The sequence below is a fragment of the Thiothrix sp. UBA5583 genome (genome assembly GCA_002425225.1).
GTDB classification, from domain to species: Bacteria; Pseudomonadota; Gammaproteobacteria; order Thiotrichales; family Thiotrichaceae; genus Thiothrix; species Thiothrix moscowensis.
This window is the reverse complement of sequence record DILV01000038.1, coordinates 34,243-58,511: the sequence shown is the minus strand read 5'-3', so window position 1 is coordinate 58,511 and position 24,269 is coordinate 34,243. Positions and strand designations below refer to the sequence as shown.

At 52.5% G+C, this 24,269-nt stretch carries 24 protein-coding genes and 2 tRNA genes; all 26 read left to right on the top strand.

The genetic code is table 11. The features are described from left to right. The first annotated feature begins 17 nt into the window (after positions 1–17). The 26 genes from tpiA to B2U47_RS15725 all read left to right on the top strand — a co-directional run bounded on the left by tpiA (position 18) and on the right by B2U47_RS15725 (position 24,263). Positions 18–770, top strand: a complete 753-nt coding sequence (tpiA, locus tag B2U47_RS15850) for a triose-phosphate isomerase (RefSeq protein WP_296674927.1) — start codon at positions 18–20, stop codon at positions 768–770. A gap of 16 nt (positions 771–786) precedes the next feature. Then, a complete protein-coding gene (gene secG / locus B2U47_RS15845; RefSeq protein ID WP_296674929.1) occupies positions 787–1,293 on the top strand; it encodes a preprotein translocase subunit SecG in 507 nt (168 codons plus the stop codon). Positions 1,294–1,314: 21 nt separating this feature from the next. Next, positions 1,315–1,399, top strand: a tRNA-Leu gene (locus tag B2U47_RS15840). Between the two features lie 357 nt (positions 1,400–1,756). Continuing rightward, positions 1,757–2,113, top strand: coding sequence for an NADH-quinone oxidoreductase subunit A (gene ndhC / locus B2U47_RS15835; RefSeq protein WP_296674932.1), 357 nt, complete (start codon positions 1,757–1,759; stop codon positions 2,111–2,113). Then, on the top strand, positions 2,104–2,580 hold the full coding sequence (locus B2U47_RS15830; RefSeq protein WP_296674936.1) for a NuoB/complex I 20 kDa subunit family protein: 477 nt from the start codon (positions 2,104–2,106) through the stop codon (positions 2,578–2,580). The genes ndhC and B2U47_RS15830 overlap by 10 nt, the downstream gene beginning before the upstream one ends. Before the next feature lie 3 nt (positions 2,581–2,583). Next, positions 2,584–3,300: an NADH-quinone oxidoreductase subunit C gene (locus tag B2U47_RS15825; protein ID WP_296674939.1), complete on the top strand. Its 717-nt coding sequence runs from the start codon at positions 2,584–2,586 to the stop codon at positions 3,298–3,300. Next, positions 3,300–4,553 carry an NADH-quinone oxidoreductase subunit D gene (locus B2U47_RS15820; protein ID WP_296674942.1) on the top strand — a complete coding sequence of 418 codons (1,254 nt, stop codon included), beginning with the start codon at positions 3,300–3,302 and terminating at the stop codon, positions 4,551–4,553. Before B2U47_RS15825 ends, B2U47_RS15820 begins: the two co-directional genes overlap by 1 nt. Further along, positions 4,553–5,074 (top strand): NADH-quinone oxidoreductase subunit NuoE, encoded by a 522-nt coding sequence (gene nuoE / locus B2U47_RS15815; protein ID WP_296674945.1) that lies wholly within the window; start codon positions 4,553–4,555, stop codon positions 5,072–5,074. Before B2U47_RS15820 ends, nuoE begins: the two co-directional genes overlap by 1 nt. A gap of 4 nt (positions 5,075–5,078) precedes the next feature. Then, positions 5,079–6,359 carry an NADH-quinone oxidoreductase subunit NuoF gene (gene nuoF / locus B2U47_RS15810; RefSeq protein ID WP_296674948.1) on the top strand — a complete coding sequence of 427 codons (1,281 nt, stop codon included), beginning with the start codon at positions 5,079–5,081 and terminating at the stop codon, positions 6,357–6,359. A gap of 3 nt (positions 6,360–6,362) precedes the next feature. Then, positions 6,363–8,732 carry an NADH-quinone oxidoreductase subunit NuoG gene (gene nuoG, locus B2U47_RS15805; protein WP_296688450.1) on the top strand — a complete coding sequence of 790 codons (2,370 nt, stop codon included), beginning with the start codon at positions 6,363–6,365 and terminating at the stop codon, positions 8,730–8,732. 4 nt (positions 8,733–8,736) lie between these two features. Beyond that, complete coding sequence (gene nuoH / locus B2U47_RS15800; RefSeq protein WP_296674956.1) at positions 8,737–9,807, top strand: NADH-quinone oxidoreductase subunit NuoH; 1,071 nt, start codon at positions 8,737–8,739, stop codon at positions 9,805–9,807. 10 nt (positions 9,808–9,817) lie between these two features. Further along, positions 9,818–10,309 (top strand): NADH-quinone oxidoreductase subunit NuoI, encoded by a 492-nt coding sequence (gene nuoI / locus B2U47_RS15795; RefSeq protein ID WP_296674959.1) that lies wholly within the window; start codon positions 9,818–9,820, stop codon positions 10,307–10,309. Positions 10,310–10,318: 9 nt separating this feature from the next. Beyond that, complete coding sequence (locus B2U47_RS15790) at positions 10,319–10,918, top strand: NADH-quinone oxidoreductase subunit J (protein ID WP_296674962.1); 600 nt, start codon at positions 10,319–10,321, stop codon at positions 10,916–10,918. Further along, a complete protein-coding gene (gene nuoK / locus B2U47_RS15785; RefSeq protein WP_296674965.1) occupies positions 10,915–11,220 on the top strand; it encodes an NADH-quinone oxidoreductase subunit NuoK in 306 nt (101 codons plus the stop codon). The genes B2U47_RS15790 and nuoK overlap by 4 nt, the downstream gene beginning before the upstream one ends. A 3-nt stretch (positions 11,221–11,223) precedes the next feature. After that, positions 11,224–13,212 (top strand): NADH-quinone oxidoreductase subunit L, encoded by a 1,989-nt coding sequence (nuoL, locus tag B2U47_RS15780; RefSeq protein WP_296674968.1) that lies wholly within the window; start codon positions 11,224–11,226, stop codon positions 13,210–13,212. A 28-nt stretch (positions 13,213–13,240) separates the two neighbouring features. Continuing rightward, on the top strand, positions 13,241–14,794 hold the full coding sequence (locus tag B2U47_RS15775; RefSeq protein ID WP_296674971.1) for an NADH-quinone oxidoreductase subunit M: 1,554 nt from the start codon (positions 13,241–13,243) through the stop codon (positions 14,792–14,794). Further along, on the top strand, positions 14,794–16,233 hold the full coding sequence (gene nuoN / locus B2U47_RS15770; protein ID WP_349675722.1) for an NADH-quinone oxidoreductase subunit NuoN: 1,440 nt from the start codon (positions 14,794–14,796) through the stop codon (positions 16,231–16,233). The genes B2U47_RS15775 and nuoN overlap by 1 nt, the downstream gene beginning before the upstream one ends. Then, positions 16,230–16,520 (top strand): DUF2818 family protein, encoded by a 291-nt coding sequence (locus B2U47_RS15765; protein WP_296674976.1) that lies wholly within the window; start codon positions 16,230–16,232, stop codon positions 16,518–16,520. The genes nuoN and B2U47_RS15765 overlap by 4 nt, the downstream gene beginning before the upstream one ends. A gap of 66 nt (positions 16,521–16,586) precedes the next feature. Beyond that, positions 16,587–16,663: transfer RNA gene (locus tag B2U47_RS15760), tRNA-Met, on the top strand. A 65-nt stretch (positions 16,664–16,728) separates the two neighbouring features. Beyond that, on the top strand, positions 16,729–17,205 hold the full coding sequence (gene rimP / locus B2U47_RS15755) for a ribosome maturation factor RimP (RefSeq protein ID WP_296674979.1): 477 nt from the start codon (positions 16,729–16,731) through the stop codon (positions 17,203–17,205). Beyond that, complete coding sequence (gene nusA, locus B2U47_RS15750; RefSeq protein ID WP_296674982.1) at positions 17,202–18,695, top strand: transcription termination factor NusA; 1,494 nt, start codon at positions 17,202–17,204, stop codon at positions 18,693–18,695. The genes rimP and nusA overlap by 4 nt, the downstream gene beginning before the upstream one ends. A 22-nt stretch (positions 18,696–18,717) precedes the next feature. Continuing rightward, positions 18,718–21,642, top strand: a complete 2,925-nt coding sequence (infB, locus tag B2U47_RS15745) for a translation initiation factor IF-2 (protein WP_296674984.1) — start codon at positions 18,718–18,720, stop codon at positions 21,640–21,642. A 3-nt stretch (positions 21,643–21,645) separates the two neighbouring features. Next, positions 21,646–22,050 carry a 30S ribosome-binding factor RbfA gene (gene rbfA, locus B2U47_RS15740; RefSeq protein WP_296674987.1) on the top strand — a complete coding sequence of 135 codons (405 nt, stop codon included), beginning with the start codon at positions 21,646–21,648 and terminating at the stop codon, positions 22,048–22,050. A gap of 6 nt (positions 22,051–22,056) precedes the next feature. Continuing rightward, complete coding sequence (gene truB / locus B2U47_RS15735; protein ID WP_296674989.1) at positions 22,057–22,962, top strand: tRNA pseudouridine(55) synthase TruB; 906 nt, start codon at positions 22,057–22,059, stop codon at positions 22,960–22,962. A 304-nt stretch (positions 22,963–23,266) separates the two neighbouring features. Next, on the top strand, positions 23,267–23,566 hold the full coding sequence (locus tag B2U47_RS15730; protein WP_296674992.1) for a hypothetical protein: 300 nt from the start codon (positions 23,267–23,269) through the stop codon (positions 23,564–23,566). A 373-nt stretch (positions 23,567–23,939) separates the two neighbouring features. Next, positions 23,940–24,263, top strand: a complete 324-nt coding sequence (locus B2U47_RS15725; RefSeq protein WP_296674995.1) for a hypothetical protein — start codon at positions 23,940–23,942, stop codon at positions 24,261–24,263. Positions 24,264–24,269: the final 6 nt, after the last annotated feature.

Below are 24,269 nucleotides of genomic sequence, written 5' to 3'. Positions count from 1 at the left end.
TGAGGAGAGGTGAAATCATGCGTCAAAAACTGGTGGCAGGAAACTGGAAGTTGAACGGATCAAAGGCAAGTATCGAGTCTTTGGTTGATGGCATTCTGACAGGTTTGAACGGTCTGGATAACGTGGCGGTCGCTGTATGTGCACCGTATGTATACATTCCCATGACCCAAGGATTGCTGGTTGGTAGCAATGTTGGGTTGGGTTCGCAGGATATTGCCGACCAGGATTCAGGCGCCTTCACTGGCGAAGTTTCCGGGTCGATGTTGAAAGAATTTGGCTGTGAATATGCTATTGTCGGGCACTCTGAGCGCCGTGCCTTGTACGGTGAAAAGGATGAAGACACTGCCCGCAAGTTTGCGGCTGCCCGCAAGCATGGTTTAACACCTATTCTGTGTGTGGGTGAAACATTGGAAGAGCGTGAGGCTGGTATCACCGAACAGGTGGTTGCCCGCCAACTTGATGCGGTAATTGCGCTCGTGGGTGTGGAAGCACTCACGGACGGTGTGATTGCTTATGAACCTGTCTGGGCAATCGGTACAGGTAAAACGGCTACGCCACAGCAGGCGCAGGATGTCCACGCTTTTATCCGTGGCAAATTGGCAGGCTTGAGTGCGGTAGTCGCTGAGAAGGTACAAATTTTGTATGGTGGCAGCGTCAAAGGTGCAAATGCTGCCGAGTTGTTTGCAATGCAGGATATTGATGGTGGTCTGATCGGTGGTGCATCTCTGGATGCCCGCGAATTTCTTGCCATCTGTCAGGCTGGAAATTAAGGTTAATCAAAATACTATGTTATACAATGTCTTGCTTATCGTTTTGATCGTTGTTTCTGTTGCCATGATTGTGCTGATCATGATGCAGCAGGGTAAAGGTGCAGATGCTGGCGCTGCGTTTGGCAGTGGTGCTTCTGGTACTGTGTTTGGCTCGCGCGGTTCCGCCAACTTTCTCAGCCGCACTACCGGCATCCTGGCTACGGTCTTTTTTCTGGTGGCGTTGGCATTGGCATTTCTGGCATCAGGCCGAACCATTCAGTCTGGCAGTATCATGGATGCGGCTACACCGGCTGCGGTCAAAACGGAAGTTGTTCCGGTAGCCCCGGCAAACACGGATGTTCCGCCTGCACCGACAGCCGACAAGACAGATGTTCCGTCGTCACCCGCAGCCAAAACCGACAAACCGGTAGAAACGGACAAGCCTGCTGAAGCTGAATCAAAGGCTGAAACAGATGCAAAGCCTGCTGCTGACGAGAAAAATCCAGCGAATGCTGAAAAAGCCGTGCAAGACAAAAAAGACTAACGTAGAATATGCCCCTGCTTTGCCGACGTGGTGGAATTGGTAGACACGCTATCTTGAGGGGGTAGTGGCGAAAGCTGTACCGGTTCGAGTCCGGTCGTCGGTACCAAACTTTAAAAGCCTGTTACTGTTGAGGTAACAGGCTTTTTTCGTTATGGGGTTCTGTTTTCCTTGAGATTGTCGACATATTTACGGAAAATTTATATAAAAACAGGCTATTCTTCCCTACAATGTTGACAATCTTGTTGAAGGTCGATGGTTACTCAATAGTTGAGTGAGTAAAGCCTCAAAGCTCGTAATTGTTGATATACTGACAATACCCACTTTGGGGAGTTAATCTGTCGTTCATGCATCGTTATATTCGATGCCATAATGAACAATGGCACAAAACATGTGGTTTTGTGATCATGACGACATACGACCGGAAGTGAGAGAGGCACGAACGGTTTGCACCAGGAGTTACATAATGCTAGGAGAATACCTTCCTATTCTCGTGTTTCTGGCAGTAGGCTTCGGTTTGGCAGTTATTCTGCTGGGCTTGGGTTTGCTGGCAGGGCCGCGCCGTCCCGACACGGAAAAAGACTCACCGTTTGAGTGTGGCTTTCCTGCCTTTGAAGACGCACGCATGAAATTTGACGTGCGATACTACTTAGTTGCAATCCTGTTCATCATCTTCGATCTTGAAATTGCATTTTTGTTTCCCTGGGCTGTGGTGCTGGATACCATCGGTGTGTTTGGCATTGTTGCCATGGGGATTTTCCTGACAATCCTGATTGTCGGTTTCATTTACGAATGGAAGAAAGGGGCGCTGGAATGGGAGTAGAAGGCATTCTGGAGAAAGGCTTCGTCACCACGACAGCCGATGCCCTGATCAACTGGGCGCGTACCGGTTCGCTGTGGCCCATGACCTTTGGTCTGGCTTGTTGCGCAGTGGAAATGATGCACGCCGGTGCAGCACGTTATGACCTTGACCGTTTCGGTATTGTGTTCCGCCCCAGTCCACGTCAGTCGGACGTGATGATCGTGGCAGGGACACTGACCAACAAGATGGCTCCGGCACTGCGCAAGGTTTACGATCAGATGGCGGAACCCCGCTGGGTGATTTCGATGGGGTCTTGCGCCAACGGTGGTGGTTATTACCACTATTCCTATGCGGTGGTGCGTGGCTGTGACCGTATCGTGCCAGTAGATATCTATGTGCCGGGTTGCCCACCCACGGCTGAAGCGTTGCTGTACGGAATCATCCAGTTGCAGAACAAAATCCGTCGAACCAACACCATAGCGCGGTAATTCATGGCTGTATCACTCGAATTCATCAAGGATTATCTTCAGGACGGACTGGCTGGCAAGCTGTCTTCCATCAAGTTGGCATTTGGTGAACTGACGCTGGATGTTTCTGCTGATCAATGGCTGGAGGTTGCTCGTTTCCTGCGTTACAACGAAATGCTTGATTGCGCCCAGTTGACTGATTTGTGTGGAGTGGATTACCTCACTTACGGTGATGCGGAGTGGGATGTTACTACTGCTACCCGTACTGGCTTCAGTCGCGCCGCGCAAGCCAATGAGGCTGATCCGTTTGCGTTTGCTGACGAAGAGGGGCAGGCTGCTGTATCCACTGGCAAGCGTTTTGCTGTCGTCATCCATTTGTTGTCAGTGTCTCGTAACCTACGTGTCCGTGTGCGTACTTGGTGTGATGACAATGATTTTCCCGTTGTCCCTTCGTTGGTGGAAGTCTGGAGTTCTGCCAACTGGTATGAGCGTGAAGCCTTCGACCTGTTCGGTATCCTGTTCAGTGGGCATCCTGACCTGCGCCGTATCCTCACTGACTACGGTTTCGTCGGGCATCCATTCCGCAAAGATTTCCCGCTCATTGGACACGTAGAAATGCGCTACGATGCCGAGCAAAAGCGCGTCATTTACGAGCCTGTCTCCATTGGCCCGCGTGTACTCGTGCCGCGCACCATCCGCGATGACGCGCGGTTCTCCCAGCCACAGGAGCGCGAAGACTAATGCCTGAAATTCGTAACTTTACGCTGAACTTTGGTCCAGCCCACCCGGCAGCGCACGGCGTGTTGCGTCTGGTGTTGGAAATGGATGGTGAAAACATCGTCCGTGCCGACCCGCACATCGGTCTGCTGCACCGTGGCACGGAAAAGCTGGCGGAAAGCAAGCCTTACAACCAAAGCATTGGCTACATGGATCGCCTCGACTACGTGTCGATGATGTGCAACGAACATGGCTACGTGCTCGCAATTGAGAAGCTGCTCGGTATTACTGCCCCGGAACGTGCGCTCTACATCCGCACCATGTTTGACGAAGTGACCCGCATCCTCAACCACTTGTTGTGGATTGGTGCACATGCGCTGGACGTGGGTGCAATGACCATGTTCCTGTACGCCTTCCGTGAACGTGAAGATTTGATGGATGCTTATGAAGCGGTATCCGGTGCACGTTTGCACGCGACTTATTACCGTCCAGGTGGGGTCTATCGTGACCTGCCGGATTCCATGCCGCAGTTCCTGCCTAACCGTTTCCGCACCGAAGCTGAAGCCAAACGCCTGAATGCTAACCGTGGCGGCTCACTGTTGGACTTCCTGGAAGATTTCACCAACCGTTTCCCCGGCTATGTGGATGAGTACGAAACCCTGCTGACTGACAACCGCATCTGGAAACAGCGTCTGGTTGGAATCGGCGTGGTATCACCGGAGCGTGCGCTGCAACTCGGTTTCAGCGGGGCAATGTTGCGCGGTTCGGGTATCGAATGGGATTTGCGCAAGAAGCAGCCGTATGCTGCTTATGATAAGATGGATTTCGACATTCCGGTCGGAACGCACGGTGATAGCTACGACCGTTATCTGGTACGTGTTGAAGAAATGCGCCAGTCCAACCGCATTATCAAACAGTGCATCGACTGGCTGCGTAAAAATCCGGGAGCTGTCATGTTGGAAGACAGCAAGGTTGCTCCACCCAAACGTGGCGAAATGAAGCAGGATATGGAGGCGCTGATCCAGCACTTCAAGCTGATGACCGAAGGCTACTGTTTGCCGGAAGGTGAAGCCTATGCCGCTGTAGAACACCCCAAGGGTGAGTTTGGCTGCTATATCCTCTCCGACGGGGCGAATAAGCCCTACCGTTTGAAAATCCGCGCTCCCGGTTTTGCCCATCTTTCCGGCATCGACGAAATGGCGAAAGGCCATATGCTGGCTGACGTAGTGGCGATTATCGGCACACAAGATATTGTTTTCGGCGAGGTTGACCGTTGATGACTGAACAGCCCATCACCATGCTCAAGCGCAAACGCGACCTGCTCAGTCATCACGAGCGGGACGAGATTGACGCTTGGCTGAAACGTTACCCGGACGACAAGAAACAGTCCGCACTGCTGGCCGCATTACGTGCTGTCATGCACGAAGACCACTACCTGTCACGTGAGAAAATGGATGCGGTTGCCGATTACCTCGGCTTGCCAGAAATCGCGGTATACGAAGTCGCCAGCTTTTACTCCATGTACGAACTGGACAAGAAGTCGGCGGCAAAATACAGCATTTCGGTGTGTACCAATGTCTCCTGCATGTTGTGTGGTTCGGATGAAATCCTCAGTCACATTGAAAACAAACTTGGTATCAAGCTGGGTGAAGCGAGCGCCGATGGCAAATTCTTCCTCAAAATGGAAGAAGAGTGTCTGGCAGCGTGCAGTAGTGCGCCAATGATCCAGGTCAACCACGTGTATCACACCCATCTCACCCCCGCGAAAGTGGACGAGATTCTGGACGGGCTGGAGTAAGCACATGGCAAATCAAGTCTGTTTCATCACTACCCAGTTTGGCGATCAAGCTCACACGCTGGAAAGCTACCTGAAAGTTGGCGGTTATTCCGCGTGGAAAAAAATCCTCGCCGAAAAGACCCCTGCCGAAGACATCATTGAAACCATTAAGGAATCCGGTTTGCGCGGGCGCGGTGGTGCGGGTTTCCCTACTGGCATGAAGTGGAGCTTTATGCCGCGCAATATGCCGGGGCAAAAATACATCGTCTGCAACTCGGATGAATCCGAACCTGGTACGTGCAAAGACCGTGACATCCTGCGTTTCAACCCGCACGCGCTGGTGGAAGGCATGGCAATTGCCGGTTACAGCATCGGTGCGACGGTTGGTTACAACTATATGCGCGGCGAGTTCATGGATGAGCCGTTCATCCGTTTCGAGCAAGCGGTGAAAGAAGCCTACGAACTCGGTTTGCTGGGCAAAAACATTCAGGGCAGCGGGGTCGATTTCGACCTGCACGGCACACTCGGCGCGGGTGCGTATGTGTGCGGCGAAGAAACCGCGCTGCTGGAATCGCTGGAAGGCAAGAAAGGCCAACCGCGTTTCAAACCGCCATTCCCGGCCAGTTTTGGCTTGTACGGTCGCCCGACCACCATCAACAATACTGAAACGCTGTCCTCGATTCCGGTGATTATGCGCAACGGTGGCAAGTGGTTTGCTGACTTGGGCGTGAAGAATTCCGGTGGCGAAAAGCTGTTTTCCATGTCCGGGCACTTGAACAATCCGGGCAACTTTGAAATCCCGATGGGGATGCCGTTCCCGGAACTGCTGGCACTGGCGGGCGGGGTACGCAACGGGCGCAAGCTCAAAGCGGTGATTCCGGGCGGTTCATCCGTCCCCGTGTTGCCCGGTGAGGTGATGATGGGGCTGACGATGGATTACGACACCATCGCCAAGGCTGGCTCTTACCTGGGTTCGGGTGCGGTCATCGTGATGGACGACACCACCGATATGGTCAAGGTGTTGCAACGCATTTCCCGTTTCTATTTTTCCGAATCCTGTGGGCAATGTACCCCGTGCCGCGAAGGCACTGGCTGGTTGTACCGGATGCTGACCCGCATTGTGGAAGGCAAGGGCAAGATGGAAGACGTAACGCGGCTGGAAGAAATTTCCCACAATATCGAAGGGCGTTCCATTTGTGCGCTCGGCGAGGCGGCGGCAATGCCGGTGTGGAGTTTCGTCAAGCACTTCCGCGCAGAATTTGAATACTACGTCCAGCACGGGCGCAGCATGGTGGCGAAGGGGTAAGGCATGGCAGAAGAATTCGTCACAATCGAGATTAACGACCAGCCAGTCGAGGCGCGTAAAGGTGCAATGCTGATTGAAGTCGCGGATGCGCACGGGATTTCCATCCCGCGTTTCTGCTACCACAAAAAGCTGTCCATCGCCGCCAACTGCCGGATGTGTCTGGTGGAAATGGAAAAGTCGTGGAAACCTGTCCCCGCTTGTGCCACCCCGGTGGGTGCAGGCATGAAGTTCTGGACACGTTCCGACAAAGCCAAAAACGCGCAGAAAGCCATTATGGAGTTCCTGCTCATTAACCACCCGCTGGATTGCCCCATCTGCGACCAGGGCGGTGAGTGTGAGTTGCAGGACGTGTCGGTGGGTTACGGCAGCAGCAAATCGCAATACGCCGAAATCAAGCGCGTGGTCAAAGACAAAGACATTGGCCCGCTGATCGAAACTGAAATGACCCGCTGCATCCAGTGTACCCGCTGTGTACGCTTCGGCGATGAAGTTGCCGGGATGCGCGAAATGGGCGGGGTAGGGCGCGGCGACCGTCTGGAAATCGGCACTTACATCGAAAAATCGCTCAAGTCTGAACTGTCCGGCAACGTGATTGACCTATGTCCAGTCGGTGCGTTGACTGCCAAGCCATCGCGTTACAAGGCACGGGCGTGGGAACTGAAAGCCCACGACAGCATTGCGCCACACGATTGTGTCGGCTCCAACATTCAGGTGCATACCTTCCGTAAGGAAGTGGTGCGTGCCGTGCCACGTGACAATGAAAGCATCAACGAATGCTGGATTTCCGACCGTGACCGTTTCAGCTACCAAGGCATTGCCAGCCCTGACCGCATTACCAAGCCGATGCTCAAGCGCGATGGTCACTGGTATGAAGTGAGCTGGCAACAGGCTCTGGAAGCTACCGCCGAAATCCTGCGCTCCGCCGACCCGGCTCGCATCGGTGCGTTGGCAAACGCGACTTCCACGCTGGAAGAACTCTACCTGTTCCAACGTCTGATGCGCGGTTTGAATGTCCGCAACATCGACCACCGCCTGCGCCAGAGCGATTTCTCCGACCAAGCGGCAGCCCCGGTTTGCCCTTACTTGGGGATGGAAATCGAGCAACTGGAACAGCAAAACGCGGTGTTCCTGATTGGCTCGAACGTGCGTCAAGAGCAACCCATGCTCAACCATCGCCTGCGCAAAGCTGCGCTCAACGGCGCGAAGGTGATGGCACTCAACCCACGGGCGTATGATTTCAACTACGATGTGGCGCAACAGGCGGTTGCCCCTGCTGACATGGTGCAAGCCCTTGCCGCGATTGCCAGCGATGCCAGTCACCCGACCCTACAGGCGTTGAAAGATGCTGACAACGCGGTCGTCCTGCTGGGCAATGTGGCAAACCAACACCCTGATTTTGCCGCGTTGCGTTCACTGGCAAGCGAGATTGCCAAGCAGACAGGCGCGAAGTTCGGCTATCTGGCGGAAAGTGCCAACAGCATTGGCGCGTGGATTGCCGGGGTTGTGCCACACCGTTTGTCCGGTGGGCGCGAACTCAAGCAAGCTGGTGCAGCCGTGGGTGAGTTCCTCAACGAAAATACCCGCACTTTCGTGTTGCTGAATACCGAACTCGGCGATTTCGCCAATCCGCAGCAGGCGATGCAGGCATTGTCCGCCGCTGACAATGTGGTTGTGATCGCACCGTTTGCCGATGACACTACCCGCAAGTACGCGACGGTGTTGCTGCCAGCCTCCACTTTTGCGGAAACTTCCGGCACGTTCGTCAACACGGCGGGTCACTGGCAGCACTTCAAGGGGGCAACCGAGCCGCCCGGCGAAGCGCGTCCAACTTGGAAAATCCTGCGGGTTCTCGGCAATCAGGCGGGTGTCCCCGAATTCGATTGGGTCGCTACCGAAGAAATTGCGGCTGAACTCAAGCTGGAATTGCACGGCGCAGAGGTTTGCAATAATTCGTACCCCTCACCCCAACCCCTCTCCCTCAAGGGGAGAGGGGCTGAAGAATCCTCTGTTCCCCCTCTCCCCTTGAGGGACGACCCTGCAAGGGGCAGGGTGCGGGGGCTAGGGGGTGAGGGGTTCTTCCAGCGCATCGGCGACGTGGAAATGTACCGCGCTGACCCGTTGGTACGCCGTGCCAAAGCCCTGCAAGCGATGATCCCGGAAGCGGCGGTCGCGCTGAACCCGGACGATGCCGCCAAACTGGGCGTTGCTGCTGGCGACAAGCTGAAAGTGACGCAAGGTGCAGTGTCGATCACGCTGCCTGCCACGCTGGATGCAGGTATTCCCGCAGGTTGCGCCGGGGTGCAGTCCGGTATCGAAGTATCCAACGTGTTGGGTGCTGCCTTCGGTTCTCTCCAGATAAGCAAGGCGGGGTAAGGTTATGGTCGAGTTTCTGAACAACCTGTTGACAGCATTCCTCCCCGACTGGCTGGCATTGCTGGTAATGATTGTCCTCAAAATCGTGGCAATCGTGCTGCCGTTGATCCTGCTGGTGGCTTACGCGACTTACGCCGAGCGCAAAATCATCGGTTATATGCAGGTGCGTCTGGGCCCCAACCGGGTTGGTTTCAAAGGCTTGTTGCAGCCGTTTGCGGATATGTTCAAGCTGATTTTCAAGGAAATTGTTGTCCCGGAAAAATCCAACCGCTTCCTGTTCCTGATCGCGCCCTTGCTGGCAATGGGGCCTGCGTTTGCGGCGTGGGCGGTCATACCCTTTAGTGACGGTATGGTGCTGGCGGATGTGAATGCCGGGTTGCTGTTCCTGTTGGCACTGACTTCGCTGGGTGTGTACGGGGTGATTATTGCGGGTTGGGCGTCCAACTCCAAGTATGCGCAACTTTCCGCGCTGCGGATCGGGGCGCAAATGGTGTCCTACGAAATTGCGATGGGTTTCGCGCTGGTCGGGGTGCTGATGGCTTCCGGCAGTTTGAACCTCGGTGACATCGTGCGGGCGCAATCGGGCAGTATTTTTAGCTGGTTCGTGTGGCCATTGTTCGGTCTGTTCCTGGTGTATTTCATCTCCGGGGTGGCGGAAACCAACCGTGCGCCGTTTGACGTGGCAGAGGGTGAATCCGAGATCGTGGCGGGTTTCCATGTGGAATATTCCGGCATGGCATTCTCGATTTTCTTCCTCGCCGAATACGCCAATATGTGGCTGATTTCCGCGTTGACTTCGCTGATGTTCCTGGGGGGCTGGTTGTCACCGTTCCAAGGCTTAACCTTCCTGACCGATACGCCCGTGATTGGCTTGCTGTTTGGTGATGGCATCCATTGGTTATTGCTGAAGGCATCGTTCTTCATGCTGCTGTTTTTCTGGTTCCGCGCGACATTCCCGCGTTACCGTTATGACCAAATCATGCGTCTGGGTTGGAAGGTTCTGATTCCGGTGACGCTGGTGTGGATTTTTGGCGAAGGTCTGGCGATTGCGCTGGGCTGGACACCGTGGCTGTAAGGGGGCTGATATGGGTTTCAACCTGAAACATTACGTCAAGTCGTTCAGCCTGCGGGAGCTGATGCAAGGGATGGGCGTAACCGGCAAGTATTTCTTCGGGCGCAAGCTGACGATTCAGTACCCGGAAGAAAAGACGCCGATTTCTAACCGTTTCCGGGGGCATCACGCGCTGCGCCGCTACCCGAACGGTGAGGAACGCTGCATTGCCTGTAAATTGTGCGAAGCGGTTTGCCCGGCACTGGCGATTACCATTGATCTGGAAGAACGCCCGGACGGCACACGCCGTACCACGCGCTATGACATTGATATGTTCAAGTGCATTTATTGCGGCTTCTGTGAGGAAGCCTGTCCGGTGGATGCGATTGTGGAAACCAACATTTTCGAGTATCACTTTGAAAATCGCGGTGAAAACATCCAGACCAAGGAAAAACTGCTGGCTGTGGGCGACAAGCACGAAGCCGAAATTGCCAGAATGAAAGCCGCTGATGCGCCGTACCGTTAAGGGGATGCCATGACATTTGAGCAGATTATCTTTTACCTGTTTTCCGCTGTGTTAGTGACGGCGGCAGTGGGGATGGTGACGGTACGCAACCCGGTGTATGCGGCGTTGTGCCTGATTTTGAGCTTCTTCACCAGTGCCGCGCTGTGGTTGCTGCTGGAGGCAGAGTTCCTCGGCATCGTGCTGGTGCTGGTCTATGTCGGGGCGGTGATGGTGCTGTTCCTGTTTGTGATTATGATGCTGGACTTGAACCTTGATCCGTTGAAAGAGGGGTTTGCCCGCTACGCGCCTGTGGGTTTCCTGGTGGCGGCAGTGATTGCGGTGGAAATGATTATGGTGCTGCAAAGCGGGCCATTCCAGACCACCACGCCCGCAGCCGCAGCACCTGCCAACAATACCGAGGCGTTGGGTGCGATTTTGTATACCGATTACGTGTACCCGTTTGAAATTGCAGCGGTGATTCTGGTGGTGGCGATTATTGCCGCTATCGTGCTGACCTTGCGCCGCCGCCCGGATGCGCGTAAGCAGGATATTAGTCAACAGGTGCAGGTGAGACGGGAAGACCGTGTACGTCTGGTGAAGATGAAAGCCGAAACCAAGGAGCAAGCATGATTCCTTTGTCGCATTTCCTGATTGTGGCGGCTCTGCTGTTTGCCATCAGCGTGGCGGGTATGTTTATCAACCGCAAGAACGTGTTGATCCTGTTGATGTGTATCGAAATGATGTTGCTGTCGGTCAACCTGAATTTCGTGGCGTTTTCCCATTATCTGGGGGATATGGCGGGGCAGGTGTTCGTGTTTTTCATCCTGACCGTCGCGGCGGCGGAAGCAGCGATTGGTCTGGCGATTCTGGTGGTCTTGTTCCGTAACCGGCGCACGATCAATGTTCAAGAACTTGATGCGATGAAGGGGTAAGCGATGGAAGCGATTTATACAGCAATTCCGCTTGCGTCTTTGTTCGGGGCGATCGTTGCGGGGCTGTTTGGTAAAAAGATCGGGCGTGCTGGAGCGCATTGGGTAACAATCCTTGGTGTGGCGGTGGCGTTCCTGTTGTCGGTGGTGGTGGCGTATGATGTCATGTCCAATGGCAATACCTATAACGGTACGGTGTATACGTGGGCAGTGATTGGTGATATCCGCTTTGAAGTGGGTTTCCTGCTCGACAACCTCAGCACCATGATGATGCTGGTGGTGACATTCGTCTCCCTGATGGTGCATATCTATACGATTGGCTATATGCACGAAGATCCTGGTTATCAGCGTTTCTTTAGCTATATATCACTGTTTACTTTCTCAATGCTAATGCTGGTCATGAGCAACAACTTCATGCAGTTGTTCTTCGGCTGGGAAGCAGTGGGTCTGGTGTCCTATTTGCTGATCGGTTTCTGGTTCAAGAAAGAGACAGCGATTTTTGCCAACATGAAGGCGTTTCTGGTGAACAGGGTGGGGGATTTTGGTTTCCTGCTGGGGATTGCCGCGATTGTCACTTTCTACCAGACGCTGGATTATCAGGAAGTTTTTGACGTGTTGCACATCGCCAAGTCGCCGCTTGTCCTGTTGCCTGGTGTAGAAACGGAGTTGCTCACTTTTATTGCTGTTTGTCTGTTTATTGGTGCAATGGGTAAGTCGGCGCAAGTTCCGTTGCACGTTTGGTTGCCGGATTCGATGGAAGGCCCAACACCTATTTCAGCACTGATCCATGCGGCAACCATGGTGACAGCCGGTATTTTCATGGTGGCACGCATGTCGCCCATCTTTGAAATGTCTGATACGGCTTTGAACCTGATTCTGGTGGTCGGGGCGACAACCGCATTTTTCATGGGTTTGATCGGTGTTGTGCAGAATGACATCAAACGGGTGGTAGCTTATTCTACTTTGTCCCAGCTTGGTTATATGACGGTGGCTTTGGGTGCGTCTGCTTATTCCGCAGCGGTATTCCATTTGATGACTCATGCTTTCTTCAAGGCATTGCTGTTTCTGGCGGCCGGTTCAGTCATTATTGCCATGCACCATGAACAAGATATCCGCAAAATGGGTGGTTTGAAGAAATACATGCCCATTACTTACTGGACATCCCTGATTGGTTCATTGGCTCTGATTGGATTCCCCGGATTTTCGGGTTTCTTCTCTAAGGATTTGATTATTGAAGCGGTGCATCATTCTGATCAGGCAGCAGCGGGTTACGCTTATGTGCTGGTTCTGCTGGGCGTGTTTGTTACTGCATTTTACAGTTTCCGCATGTTCTTCCTCGTTTTCCACGGTGAAGAGCGTATGGATGACCATACCATGCACCATCTGCATGAGTCCCCGTGGGTTGTTACGCTGCCATTGATCATGTTGGCAATACCTTCTGTCTTGGCAGGTTATTTCCTTGATCCGATGGTGGTGGGTGACTTCTTCAAAGGGGTAATTCATGTCAATGATCAGGCACACGGTTTTGTGAAGGAGGATAATCCGCTTGTGTCGGCTCACCTCTCCATCCAGGAAATTAGTGCAGGGTATCACGGCGTGATGGGTTTCATTCTGCACGGGCTGATGGCTCCTCCGTTCTGGTTGGCCATGTCGGGTCTAGCGGCGGCCTGGTATGTCTACATGAAGAATGATTCGATTGCCGATTGGGCTTACGAGAGGTTCCGTTGGTTACATTCCCTGCTGGATAACAAGTATTACGTGGATGATTTCAACCAGAAGGTATTTGCCAAGGGGTCGTTGAATCTGGGTAATAGTTTGTGGTCATTGGGTGAGCGCTTGGTGATTGATGGCCTGATTGTGAATGGTTCTGCCAAAGTGGTTGGGTGGTTTGCTGGTGTGGCACGCCATCTTCAGACGGGTTACCTCTATCACTATGCTTTCTCGATGGTCGTGGGAATCCTGTTGATGATTACCTGGTTCCTCTTTTTCAACTAGGCTCCATTGGTTTTAGCTGGAAGTACAAATGCTTGATTTGCCAATACTAAGTTTTCTGATCTGGCTGCCTGTTATCGGCGGTATCGGGGTTTTGATTGTTGGGGACCGTTTTGGTGCCAAACAGTTTGCCTTGGGGATTGCCTTGTTGACATTCCTGTTTAGTCTGCCGTTGTATGGTAGTTTTGATCGGAGCACGGCTGCCATGCAGTTTGTGGAGTTTTTACCTTGGGTAGAAACCTTCAGGATCAACTACCATCTGGGGGTGGATGGCATTTCGATGCCATTGATCCTGCTGAATACCTTTATTACCGTGCTGGTGGTCATTGCGGGTTGGGAAGTCATCAAATACCGTGTTTCCCAGTACATGGCTGCTTTTCTGGTTATGGAGGGGCTGGTTAACGGTGTGTTTGCATCACTGGATGCCATGCTATTCTACATTTTCTTTGAAGCCATGCTGATTCCTCTGTTCCTGATTATTGGTGTCTGGGGTGGTTCACGTCGGGTATATGCCAGCTTCAAGTTTTTCCTTTATACCTTTTTCGGTTCGGTTTTCCTGCTTATCAGCCTGATCTATCTGTATCAGTTGGGCGGAAGTTTTGCGGTTGCTGACTTGCAAAAGCTACCGATTGAGCGGATGCCACAGATTCTGATTTTCCTGTCTTTCCTGTTGGCGTTCGGGGTGAAAGTGCCCATGTGGCCGGTACATACTTGGTTGCCGGATGCACACGTGGAAGCACCAACGGGAGGCTCCGTCATTCTGGCAGCGATTACCCTGAAAGTTGGTGGTTATGCTTTCCTGCGCTTTGCTTTGCCGATTGTCCCGGATGCTGCGGCTCAGCTTGACTGGCTGGTCTTGCTTATGTCATTGACTGCGGTTGTTTATATCGGTTTCGTGGCTCTGGTGCAGCAGGACATGAAAAAGCTGGTGGCTTATTCATCCATTGCGCACATGGGGTTTGTTACTCTGGGTTTCTTCCTTGTTTACAGCATTGCCGAGTTTGCTCAGGGCAACACCGGTGCCAACATGAGTGCAGCCATTATGGCAGTGCAGGGGGGAATGGTGCAGATGGTGTCCCATGGCTTCATTTCCGGTGCGATGTTCCTTTGTATCGGCGTGTTGTATGACCGTATGCATACCCGTGAAATCAATGCCTATGGTGGCGTGGTTAACCGGATGCCTGTATTCGCTGCTTTCTACGTGCTGTTTGCAATGGCAAATACCGGTTTGCCAGGTACGTCAGGGTTTGTAGGTGAGTTTTTGGTCATTTTGGCTAGTTTCAGTACCAACAATGTCTGGATAGCCATGCTGGCTGCTACCACCTTGATTGTGGGTGCGGCTTATACTTTGTGGCTGGTGAAGAGGGTCATCTTCGGTGACATAAAAAACAGTGCTGTTGCTGAATTGCAGGACATTAACCAGCGTGAGTTCATCATGTTGGCCTTGTTGGCTGGTGCAGTTCTGTTGCTGGGGATATGGCCTCAACCATTGACAGACGTGATGGAAGTTTCAATTGAAAATCTGCTTGTCCAGGCTTTGCAAAGCAAGGTGTGTATCGGAGCACCAGTGGGAGGATGCCTATAATGGTCAATATTGCAATTGCCACCCCGGAAATTTTCCTGCTTAGTACGATCTGCCTTATTTTGCTGATTGATCTGGTTTTAAAAGATACTGACCGGATGGTTACATACCTGTTGTCGCAAGTGGCTTTGCTGGCAACAGCCTTGTTGGTTTTCAGCAGCATGGGAAGTGAGAAAATCACGGGTTTAAATGATATGTATGTGCGTGATGATCTGGGCGGTGTACTCAAGGTCAGCATCCTGTTACTCACTGCGGGTGTTTTTGTCTATGCCCGCAAGTATTTGCGTGACAAGAAACTGTGGCGTGGTGAGTTTTTCCTGCTGGCCTTGTTTGCCGTACTGGGCATGATGGTGATGGCTTCTGCCAATAACCTGTTGGTGGTGTATCTGGGGTTGGAGCTGTTGGCCTTGTCCATGTATGCACTGGTGGCGTTCAACCGTGACGACGGACGTAGCACCGAAGCCGCGATGAAATACTTTGTGCTGGGTGCGGTGGCTTCTGGTTTGCTGTTGTACGGCTTTTCCATGTTGTATGGCTTGAGCGGCAAGCTGGATATTGCTGGTGTGGCTGCTTATATCAGTGCGCAAAACGTCATGCAAAACCTGCCATTGCTGTTTGCTTTGGTATTTGTTGTAGCGGGGATTTCATTCAAGTTTGGTGCAGTACCTTTCCACATGTGGGTTCCCGATGTGTATCAGGGTGCTCCCACTGCTGTTACCCTGTTCCTTGGTAGTGTGCCCAAAGTGGCAGCGCTTGCCATGCTGTTGCGTGTGTTGGCGGAGTCACTCGGTGTTGCCAACCCGGCTTGGGCGCAGATGTTGCTGGTATTTGGTTTGTTGTCAGTATTTCTGGGTAATATTGTCGCTATTGCGCAGTTTAACCTGAAGCGGATGCTGGCTTATTCCACCATTGCGCATATGGGCTTCATTCTGCTGGGTTCCCTGAGTGGTTCTACGGAAGGCTACAGTGCAGCGTTATTTTATACAATCACTTATGCGATGATGGCAGCCGGTGGTTTTGCCATACTGATACTGTTGGGCAAGGAAGGTGTTGAAGCAGAAACGCTGGATGACATCAAAGGTTTGAACGAACGCAGCCCTTGGTATGCCTTCATCATGATGTTGCTGTTGTTCTCTATGGCAGGTATTCCGCCTACAGTAGGTTTTTATGCCAAGCTCTCCATTATTCAGGCGGTCATGCAAGCGGGTTATTTGTGGCCTGCCATTATCATGGTGGTCATGTCAGTGATCGGCGCGTTCTACTATTTGCGAGCCATCAAAATGATGTACTTCGACAAGCCGGACAACGCTGAACCTATCACGGCTGAAGCGGACTTTAATATTCTGCTCGGTGTTAATGGGGTGTTGATGTTGGTATTGGGTCTATTTCCTGGTACCCTGATGGGAATTTGTTCTGCTGCGATGGTTGCCAGTCAGTTATGAGTTTGTTAATCGTACAATGGGGTTTTCTGGCTGTTACTCTGGTGCTTGCCAATTTGCCCTGGCTTAGCCAGCGTTGTTTCTTGATTTTGCAATGTGAACGGAAATCGCCGTGGTTGCGCTTGCTGGAGTGGTTCATCCTTTATTTTGTGGTAGGAGGGATTGCGATCCTGTTGGAAAGTCGCACGATGGGGAATGTTCATGCGCAAGACTGGGAATTTTACTGGGTTGCCTTGTTCCTGTTTGCGGTATTTGCCTTCCCAGGGTTTGTTTACCGCCATATCCGGTAATTTTGCATCTTCTTGAATATAACGCTTGCAAGCCTCAACGCTTTTCTCTATAGTTCACACCTCTGATGCGGGGTGGAGCAGTCTGGCAGCTCGTCGGGCTCATAACCCGAAGGTCGCAGGTTCAAATCCTGCCCCCGCTACCAAATACAAAAAGCCCCTTTAAGGGGCTTTTTTATTATCTGCCGTATGGAAAGGTGCGTAAAAAAGTATGCAGGAACAACTGGATACACTGATTAACACAACTGTAACCGGTCTTGGTTATGATTTGTGGGGATATGAATACCGCCCGCAGCAGGAGAGTGCCCTGTTGCGCGTCTTCATTGATGCTGAAGATGGCATTACCGTGGATGATTGCGGCAAAGTCAGTAACCAGTTGAGTGCGGCTCTGGACGTGGATGACCTGATTCCGGTTGCCTACATCCTCGAAGTATCTTCCCCCGGTATGGATCGGGTGCTGTTTGTTCCGGCTCATTTTGCCCGTTACCTGGGTGAACAGATCAAGGTGCGTACCCGTCTGCCGGTTGAAAAGCGACGCAATTTTGTAGGCAAACTGCTGGAAGTGGATGATGAAAAGATTTCCATGCAGGTAGAAGGTAATAGATACACCATTCCGCACGATATTATTGACCGTGCCAGACTGGTTCTGGATATTCGACCTCAGCGCAAGGGCGGTAAACACGCATGAATAAAGAAATTCTCTATGTTGTTGATGCAGTATCAAACGAAAAAAATGTCGGCAAGGAACTGATTTTTCAGGCTGTCGAAACTGCACTGGCAATGGCTACCCGCAAACGTTACGGCATGGGCATGGATGTGCGTGTTGCTGTCAACCGTCAGACAGGTGATTATGAAACCTACCGTCGCTGGAAAGTGATGGATGACGAAGACCCTGAATTTGAAAGCCCGGAGCGTCAGATTCTGCTGAGCTATGCCAAAGATCGCGGCCTGGATGCACAGATCGGTGATTATATCGAAGAGTCAATTGCTTCCGTGGATTTTGGGCGCATTGCCGCACAGACTGCGAAACAGGTCATTGTCGCCAAGGTACGTGAAGCCGAGCGTGAAAAAGTGGTTTCCGCTTTTCGTGATCATGTAGGGCACTTGATCATGGGTGTAGTCAAACGTGCCGACCGCAAAGGTGTGGTGCTGGATCTGGGTGAAAATGCGGAAGCCTTCATTCCGCGTGAAGAAATGATTCCCGGTGACATGCTGCATACCGGTGCACGGGTACGTGGCTACCTTAAGGAGATCCGTCAGGATGCGCGTGGCCCGCAGATGATTGTCAGTCGTGCTGATGTCAATTTCCTGATTGAGCTGATGAAACTGGAAGTGCCAGAAGTCAGCCAAGAAATGATCGACATCATGGGAGCTGCCCGCGATCCTGGTTCCCGTGCCAAGGTTGCCGTGCGTGCCAATCTGCCCAATATTGACCCGATTGGTGCATGTGTAGGGATGCGTGGTTCACGTATCCAGACTGTCACTAATGAGCTGGGGGGCAAGGAGCGCGTCGACATTGTGCTCTGGAACGATGACATTGCCACCTATGTAATGAATGCGATGGCTCCAGCCGAAGTCTTGTCTATCGTGGTGGATGAAGAAAGCAAAACCATGGACATCGGCGTGGATAGCAGCAAGCTGTCACAGGCTATCGGGCGTGGTGGTCAGAATGTGCGTCTTGCCAGTGACCTGACGGGGTGGATTCTGAATGTGATGAGCGTAGAAGAAGCCGAAGCCAAAACTCAGGCAGAGCAACAAGCTGTCGTCAACATGTTCATGGAAAGATTGGATGTTGATGAAGAAGTCGCTGTCCTGTTGGTGGAAGAAGGCTTCACCAGTCTCGAAGAAGTGGCTTATGTGCCGGTAGAAGAATTCATGCAGATTGAAGGCTTTGATGAGGGTATCATCAATGAATTGCGTGACCGCGCCCAGACAGCCCTGCTGTCCCAGGCCATTTCGCAAGACAGCCATTTGCCAGCCGAAGATCTGCTGCACATGGACGGCATGGATGAGGCATTGGCATTCAAACTGGCAGAAAACGGCATCTGCACTATGGAAGACCTGGCAGAGCAGGCTGTTGACGAGTTGATGGAAATTACCGGGATTGACGAACAGCGTGCCGCCAGCCTGATCATGACAGCACGCGCCCCTTGGTTTGCGGATACGGCAGAACAGTGATTCTGCGGGAGAAAGAGTAAGTATGTCGGATATAGCAGTTAAAAAACTTGCCGAGATGATCAACGCTCCCGTTGAAGTTCTGCTCAAGCAGCTACAGGACGCAGGCATCACGGTAGATGGCCCCAATGCATGGATTACTGATGCCCAGAAGTTGACACTACTGGCACATATCCGTCAGGGGGCTTCTTCTACCGGCACACCCGGCGGTGGTGGTAACAAAATTACCCTGACGCGCCGTTCTACCAGCGAAATGACGGTAGGTGCCGGTCGTGGCAAAACCACGGTCAGTGTTGAAGTCAGACGCAAGAAAAGTTTTAACCCTGGGCAGGCGGGAGATGATGACAGATCAGGGCCGTCGGCTCAGGAAAGAGCCAACCGTGCCGAAGAAGTAGCTCGTCAGATGGTTGCAGAACGCAATATGCGCGAAGCCGCCATCCAGAAAGCCGAGCAGGAGCGCCGCCAACTGGAGGCTCGCCGTATTGAACAACAGCGTCAGAAAACCCAACGTCCTGAAAATGTTGAGCCTGTGCCGGTGGTAAATGAGCCGAAGCCTGCTCAGGTTGAGACAGTACCAGCAGGTGTACGGGTTGAAACCGGCGTTGTCCAGAATGTACCAGCTTCCCCAGTGGTGGAAGAGACTGTAGCTGTACAAGAAGTACAGCCAGCACCTGTTGTCAATCCAGAACCCGTGGAAAAACCGGCGCCAGTTGTCAGGCCTGGGCTTGTGGTGAGAAAAGTGGTTGCTGCGGTTGAACCCGTGGCAGAGGCTAAGGTTAGTGATGCCGTTGAGGGAGAAAAACCTACTGCAATGGAACAGCGTGTGGCTGTTGCAACGGCTGCCCGTGAAGAGGCTGCGGCTGCGTTGAAACGCCGTCCTTCCAAGATCAAGCCGAAACCTAAGCCTTCTCTGGCTCCCCGCACGGTGACAGAAACGGTGGAAGTGGAAGAAGCTGCACCGCAGTTGCCGACGCCTTTGCGTGAGGATGACTTCAGTGCAGATAAAAAAGTGGCACGCAAGCCGGTCAAAGGCGGCAAAAGTACAGGTGGTCGTGACCGTGAAGAATTGCATGTGCCGGGTGGGAACCGTTCTGGCAAGAAAAAGGGGGGCGGCAAACAGGCAGGCAAACCTGATCCTCGTCAGGCCAGCAGCAACAATAAGCACGGTTTTGAAAAGCCGACAGCTCCCGTGGTAAAAGACATCGAGATTCCACCCACTATCGTGGTTTCCGATCTGGCGCAAAAACTGGCGATCCGTGCCACTGACATCATCAAGGCCATGATGAAAATGGGCATGATGGTCACAATCAACCAGTCGATTGATCAGGATACGGCGATTCTGGTGACAGAAGAGCTGGGTCACAAAGCCAAGCCCATGCAGGAAATGGATGATGCTGCGCTGTTGGCAGCGATGATGGATCAGGATACCGAATACGAACACCATACCCGTCCACCTGTTGTCACCATCATGGGTCACGTTGACCACGGTAAAACCTCCTTGCTGGACTACATCCGCAAAACCCGCGTTGCTGCGGGCGAAGCCGGGGGCATTACCCAGCACATTGGTGCTTACCACGTTGATACCGATCACGGTACTGTTACTTTCCTCGATACCCCAGGCCATGCGGCATTTACCAAAATGCGGGCCCGTGGTGCACAGGTTACTGACATCGTGGTGCTGATCGTGGCGGCTGATGATGGCGTCATGCCACAAACCAAGGAAGCTATCCAGCACGCCAAGGCGGCAGGTGTTCCTATGGTGGTTGCCATCAACAAAATCGACAAACCGGCGGCTGACCCTGACCGGGTGCTGGCTGAACTTTCCCAGAATGATGTCAATACTGAAGCCTGGGGCGGTGATGTCCCCGTGGTCAAGGTATCTGCCAAGACAGGGCAGGGTATTGATGAACTGCTCGAAACCTTGTTGCTGGTAGCGGAAGTACAGGAACTGACTGCGCCGACCAATGCCCCGGCTGTGGGTAACGTTATCGAAGCCAGTATCGAAAAAGGCCGTGGGGCAGTTGCCACCATCCTGGTGCGCAGCGGTACTTTGAGTAAGGGCGACCTGTTGCTATGCGGTTCCGAGTATGGGCGTGTGCGTGCCATGTTCGACGAAACCGGTCGTCCAGTTAGGGAAGCAGGCCCCTCCATTCCGGTAGCGGTATTGGGTCTTTCTGCTGCACCGGAAGCAGGCGATGAAGTTGTCGTGTTGAACGACGAACGCAAAGCCAAGGAAATTGCTGAAATGCGCCGTGAAAAGCAGCGTGACAGCCGTTTCGCCGCGCAAAGCAGCGCCAAACTCGACAATCTGTTCAGCCAGATGCAATCCGGCAACCGTGCTCAGGTCAACCTGTTGGTCAAAGCCGACGTGCAGGGCAGCGTGGAAGCCATCCGCAGCGAGTTGCTCAAGTTGTCTACCGAGGAAGTGGAAGTGCGTGTGGTATCTTCCGGTATCGGTGGTATCAACGAAAGCGATGTGGATTTGGCCGCCGCTTCCAAGGCCATCATGGTGGCGTTCAACGTGCGGGCTGATGCGACAGCACGCAAGTCAGCCAGTGATGAAGGCGTGGAAATCCGCTACTACAGCATCATTTACGACGTAATCAACGACGTGAAGGAAGCAATGAGTGGCTTGCTGTCGCCGGAAGTCCGTGAAGTATTTGTCGGTTTGGCAGAAGTCCGCGAAGTGTTCCGTGCCTCTGGTTTCGGTCAGGTAGCAGGCTGCCTGGTGGTGGATGGTGCGGTACGCCGTGGCTTGCCAATCCGTGTACTGCGTGACAACGTAGTGGTGTTTGAAGGTGAGCTTGAATCACTGCGCCGCCACCGTGATGACGTGAAAGAAGTCATCATGGGTACGGAGTGTGGTATCGCGGTCAAAGACTACAACGACGTGCGTAAGGGCGACCAGATCGAATGTTATGAAAAAATCGAAGTGGCGAGGAAGATCTAGACAATGCCTGCCCGCCATTCGCATCACGGCTTTGCCCGGACTGACCGGGTAGCCGAACAAATCCGCCGGGAACTGGCGGTGTTGGTTCGCGACCGGGTAAAAGACCCGCGCGTAGGCATGATCACCCTGCTGGATGTCGAAGTTTCCAAGGACTTGGCTCATGCTAAGGTTTGGTTCGATGTGCTCCAGCAGGATCACGGTCTTGAAGCTCAGGAAGCCCTCAATCATGCAGCCGGTTTTCTGCGCCATGAGTTGGGGCATTTGCTGAAACTGCGTATTACCCCGACCTTACACTTCCTGTATGACGATACCCAGGCACGTGGTAATGCATTGTCCGTGTTGATTGACCGGGCAGTAGCATCCGACCGCCACAGCGATGCGGATAATACTTCTACTGACCGCGAGTAAGCCAGTTTGGGTCGCCGCAAATTCCGTCCATTGAATGGCATTCTGTTGCTAGACAAAGCGTTAGGCGTGTCCAGCAACAAAGCCTTGCAGGATGCTCGTTTCCTGTTTGCTGCCGAAAAAGCCGGACATACTGGCAGTCTTGACCCTCTGGCAACTGGTATGTTGCCGATTTGCTTTGGTGAGGCTACTAAAGTTTCTGCTTTCTTGCTGGATTCCGACAAACGCTATATCACCACCGCTTCGCTCGGGTATGTCAGTACTACCGGGGATGCTGAGGGTGAAAAAATTAACCCACGTCCAGTTCCTCATCTGACTGATACAGCGTTGGAAAGTGTGCTGGATAAATTTCGTGGAAATATCAGTCAGATTCCGCCCATGTATTCCGCCCTGAAAAAAGAGGGACAGCCACTCTACAAGCTGGCACGGCAGGGCGTGGAAGTGGAGCGTGAAGCGCGTAATGTGGTCATCCATTCCTTGCAAGTGTTGGCTCGCACGGACGATACTCTGACACTGGATGTGGTATGCAGCAAGGGAACCTACATCCGTTCGTTGGTTGAGGATATTGGTGAATCCATCGGTTGTGGTGCTTATGTTGCCCGCTTGCACCGCGAGTTCGTCATGCCGTTTGGTGGGCAGAAAATGTATACGCTGGAAGAGCTACGCAATGTGGCTGAGCAGGGTATGGATGCATTGGATCAATTACTGTTGCCAATGGATCAGGCACTGCCGGATGTGCCATCCATGACGCTGGATGATGGGCAAATTACACGTTTGCGTCAGGGACAACGTTTATTTTTTCCTGGGCAGATGGATAGTGAATTGATCAAGATTTATTCGACTGCGCATGAGTTTGTGGGGTTGGCCTGTGTACAGACACAGGTACTGATGGTAAAACGCTTACTGGCTTGCTGAGTTATCTGGTTATTCACGCTGTTCATTAAAAATACTTTATCAAATAAGGTTTGCCCTGTTGATAATAGATCGAATTAATGTAGAATAATCGCGTGGGTTTGATACAAGACCGGGTTGAGGATACAAGGCTTGTTTTGGATTGGCAGTGCGTGCTGATTTCCAAAGGATTGGGGGCGTGTCGGTTACTTGCTGTCGCGAGTGTGTGTGTTTATCTTTTTGATTCAAAACTAATTCCTGTATTGTAAAGTCCGTCTTGTGGCTGCGCTGTCAAGGGTTTTTGGCGTTGTCGCGAAGAGGGGATTGAATGCTGTACCGTTATCGTTATTCTGTCGGCCAAAAAGCCATGTTTGTTTCCTTGTGGCTTTTAAGTGGTTTGTTTGTTACTGCTAATTTTTTTGCAAATCCCATTTTCTCTCTGGATAACTCTACGCAAACGTTATCCATGCTAATGGCTGTTTTGCAGGTTTCATTATTGGTTGTGTTGTGGTGTCAGTTTGCCAAAGCTAGTTGTTCCATTAGTGGCATGTTGCGTTGGTTGGGTGCTGGTGTTCTTGTTTTGCCTTATTTCGCCCAAGTCGGGTTTTTGTCTTATATCACTTTGTAAGGCATGAGTAGTGTTGAGGGAGTGTGAGCCTGCCGTCAGGTTAATCCTGACGGATGTGGCTGGTTATATTTTCTATAGCAGGCTTTTCCTGTTTGCCGCATACTCTTCCCATTAATAACGGGGAGAGAAAAGACATGATATTTTCCAAGTCCATGTTTTGGTTGATGGGTGGCGTAGTTGCCATCTGGCTCGCATTGGGTTGTTCCAGTCTTCCATATGCCAACAATTCCCGTCCGGTGTCGCCCCCCGCATCTTCTGCTGCTCCAGAACAGTCTGTAGCATTAACGACGCTTATGCCACCATCCTCTCACAAGCAGCCCGCATCTTCTGCTGCTCCAGAACAGTCTGTAGCATCGCCTGCGAGTCGCTGAGCATGGTCAGCAATACCTATTCGTTGGGCTGGGGTGTCATATTCTGGCTATTGTGGCTAGCTGGTTTGCTGATATTGTTCCTGTTCGGGGCATTTTTCCTGATTACGGCAATGGATGCACCGTTGATGGCATTCTGGAATGCTTTGGTGGTGTTAGCAGAAGGTTTCCTACTGTTCAAGACAGCACGGCATTTCGTGCGCAAAGACAAGCCTGCCTCTGAATTGTTGTTGCTGGTGGCGGTGGCCGCGTTTGCCGTACCGCTGGTTGCCAGTGGCGGCTGCCTGCTTGTTGACAGTATGGGCAGCGGTTTGCGGTTCGCCGGGTAGTACAAA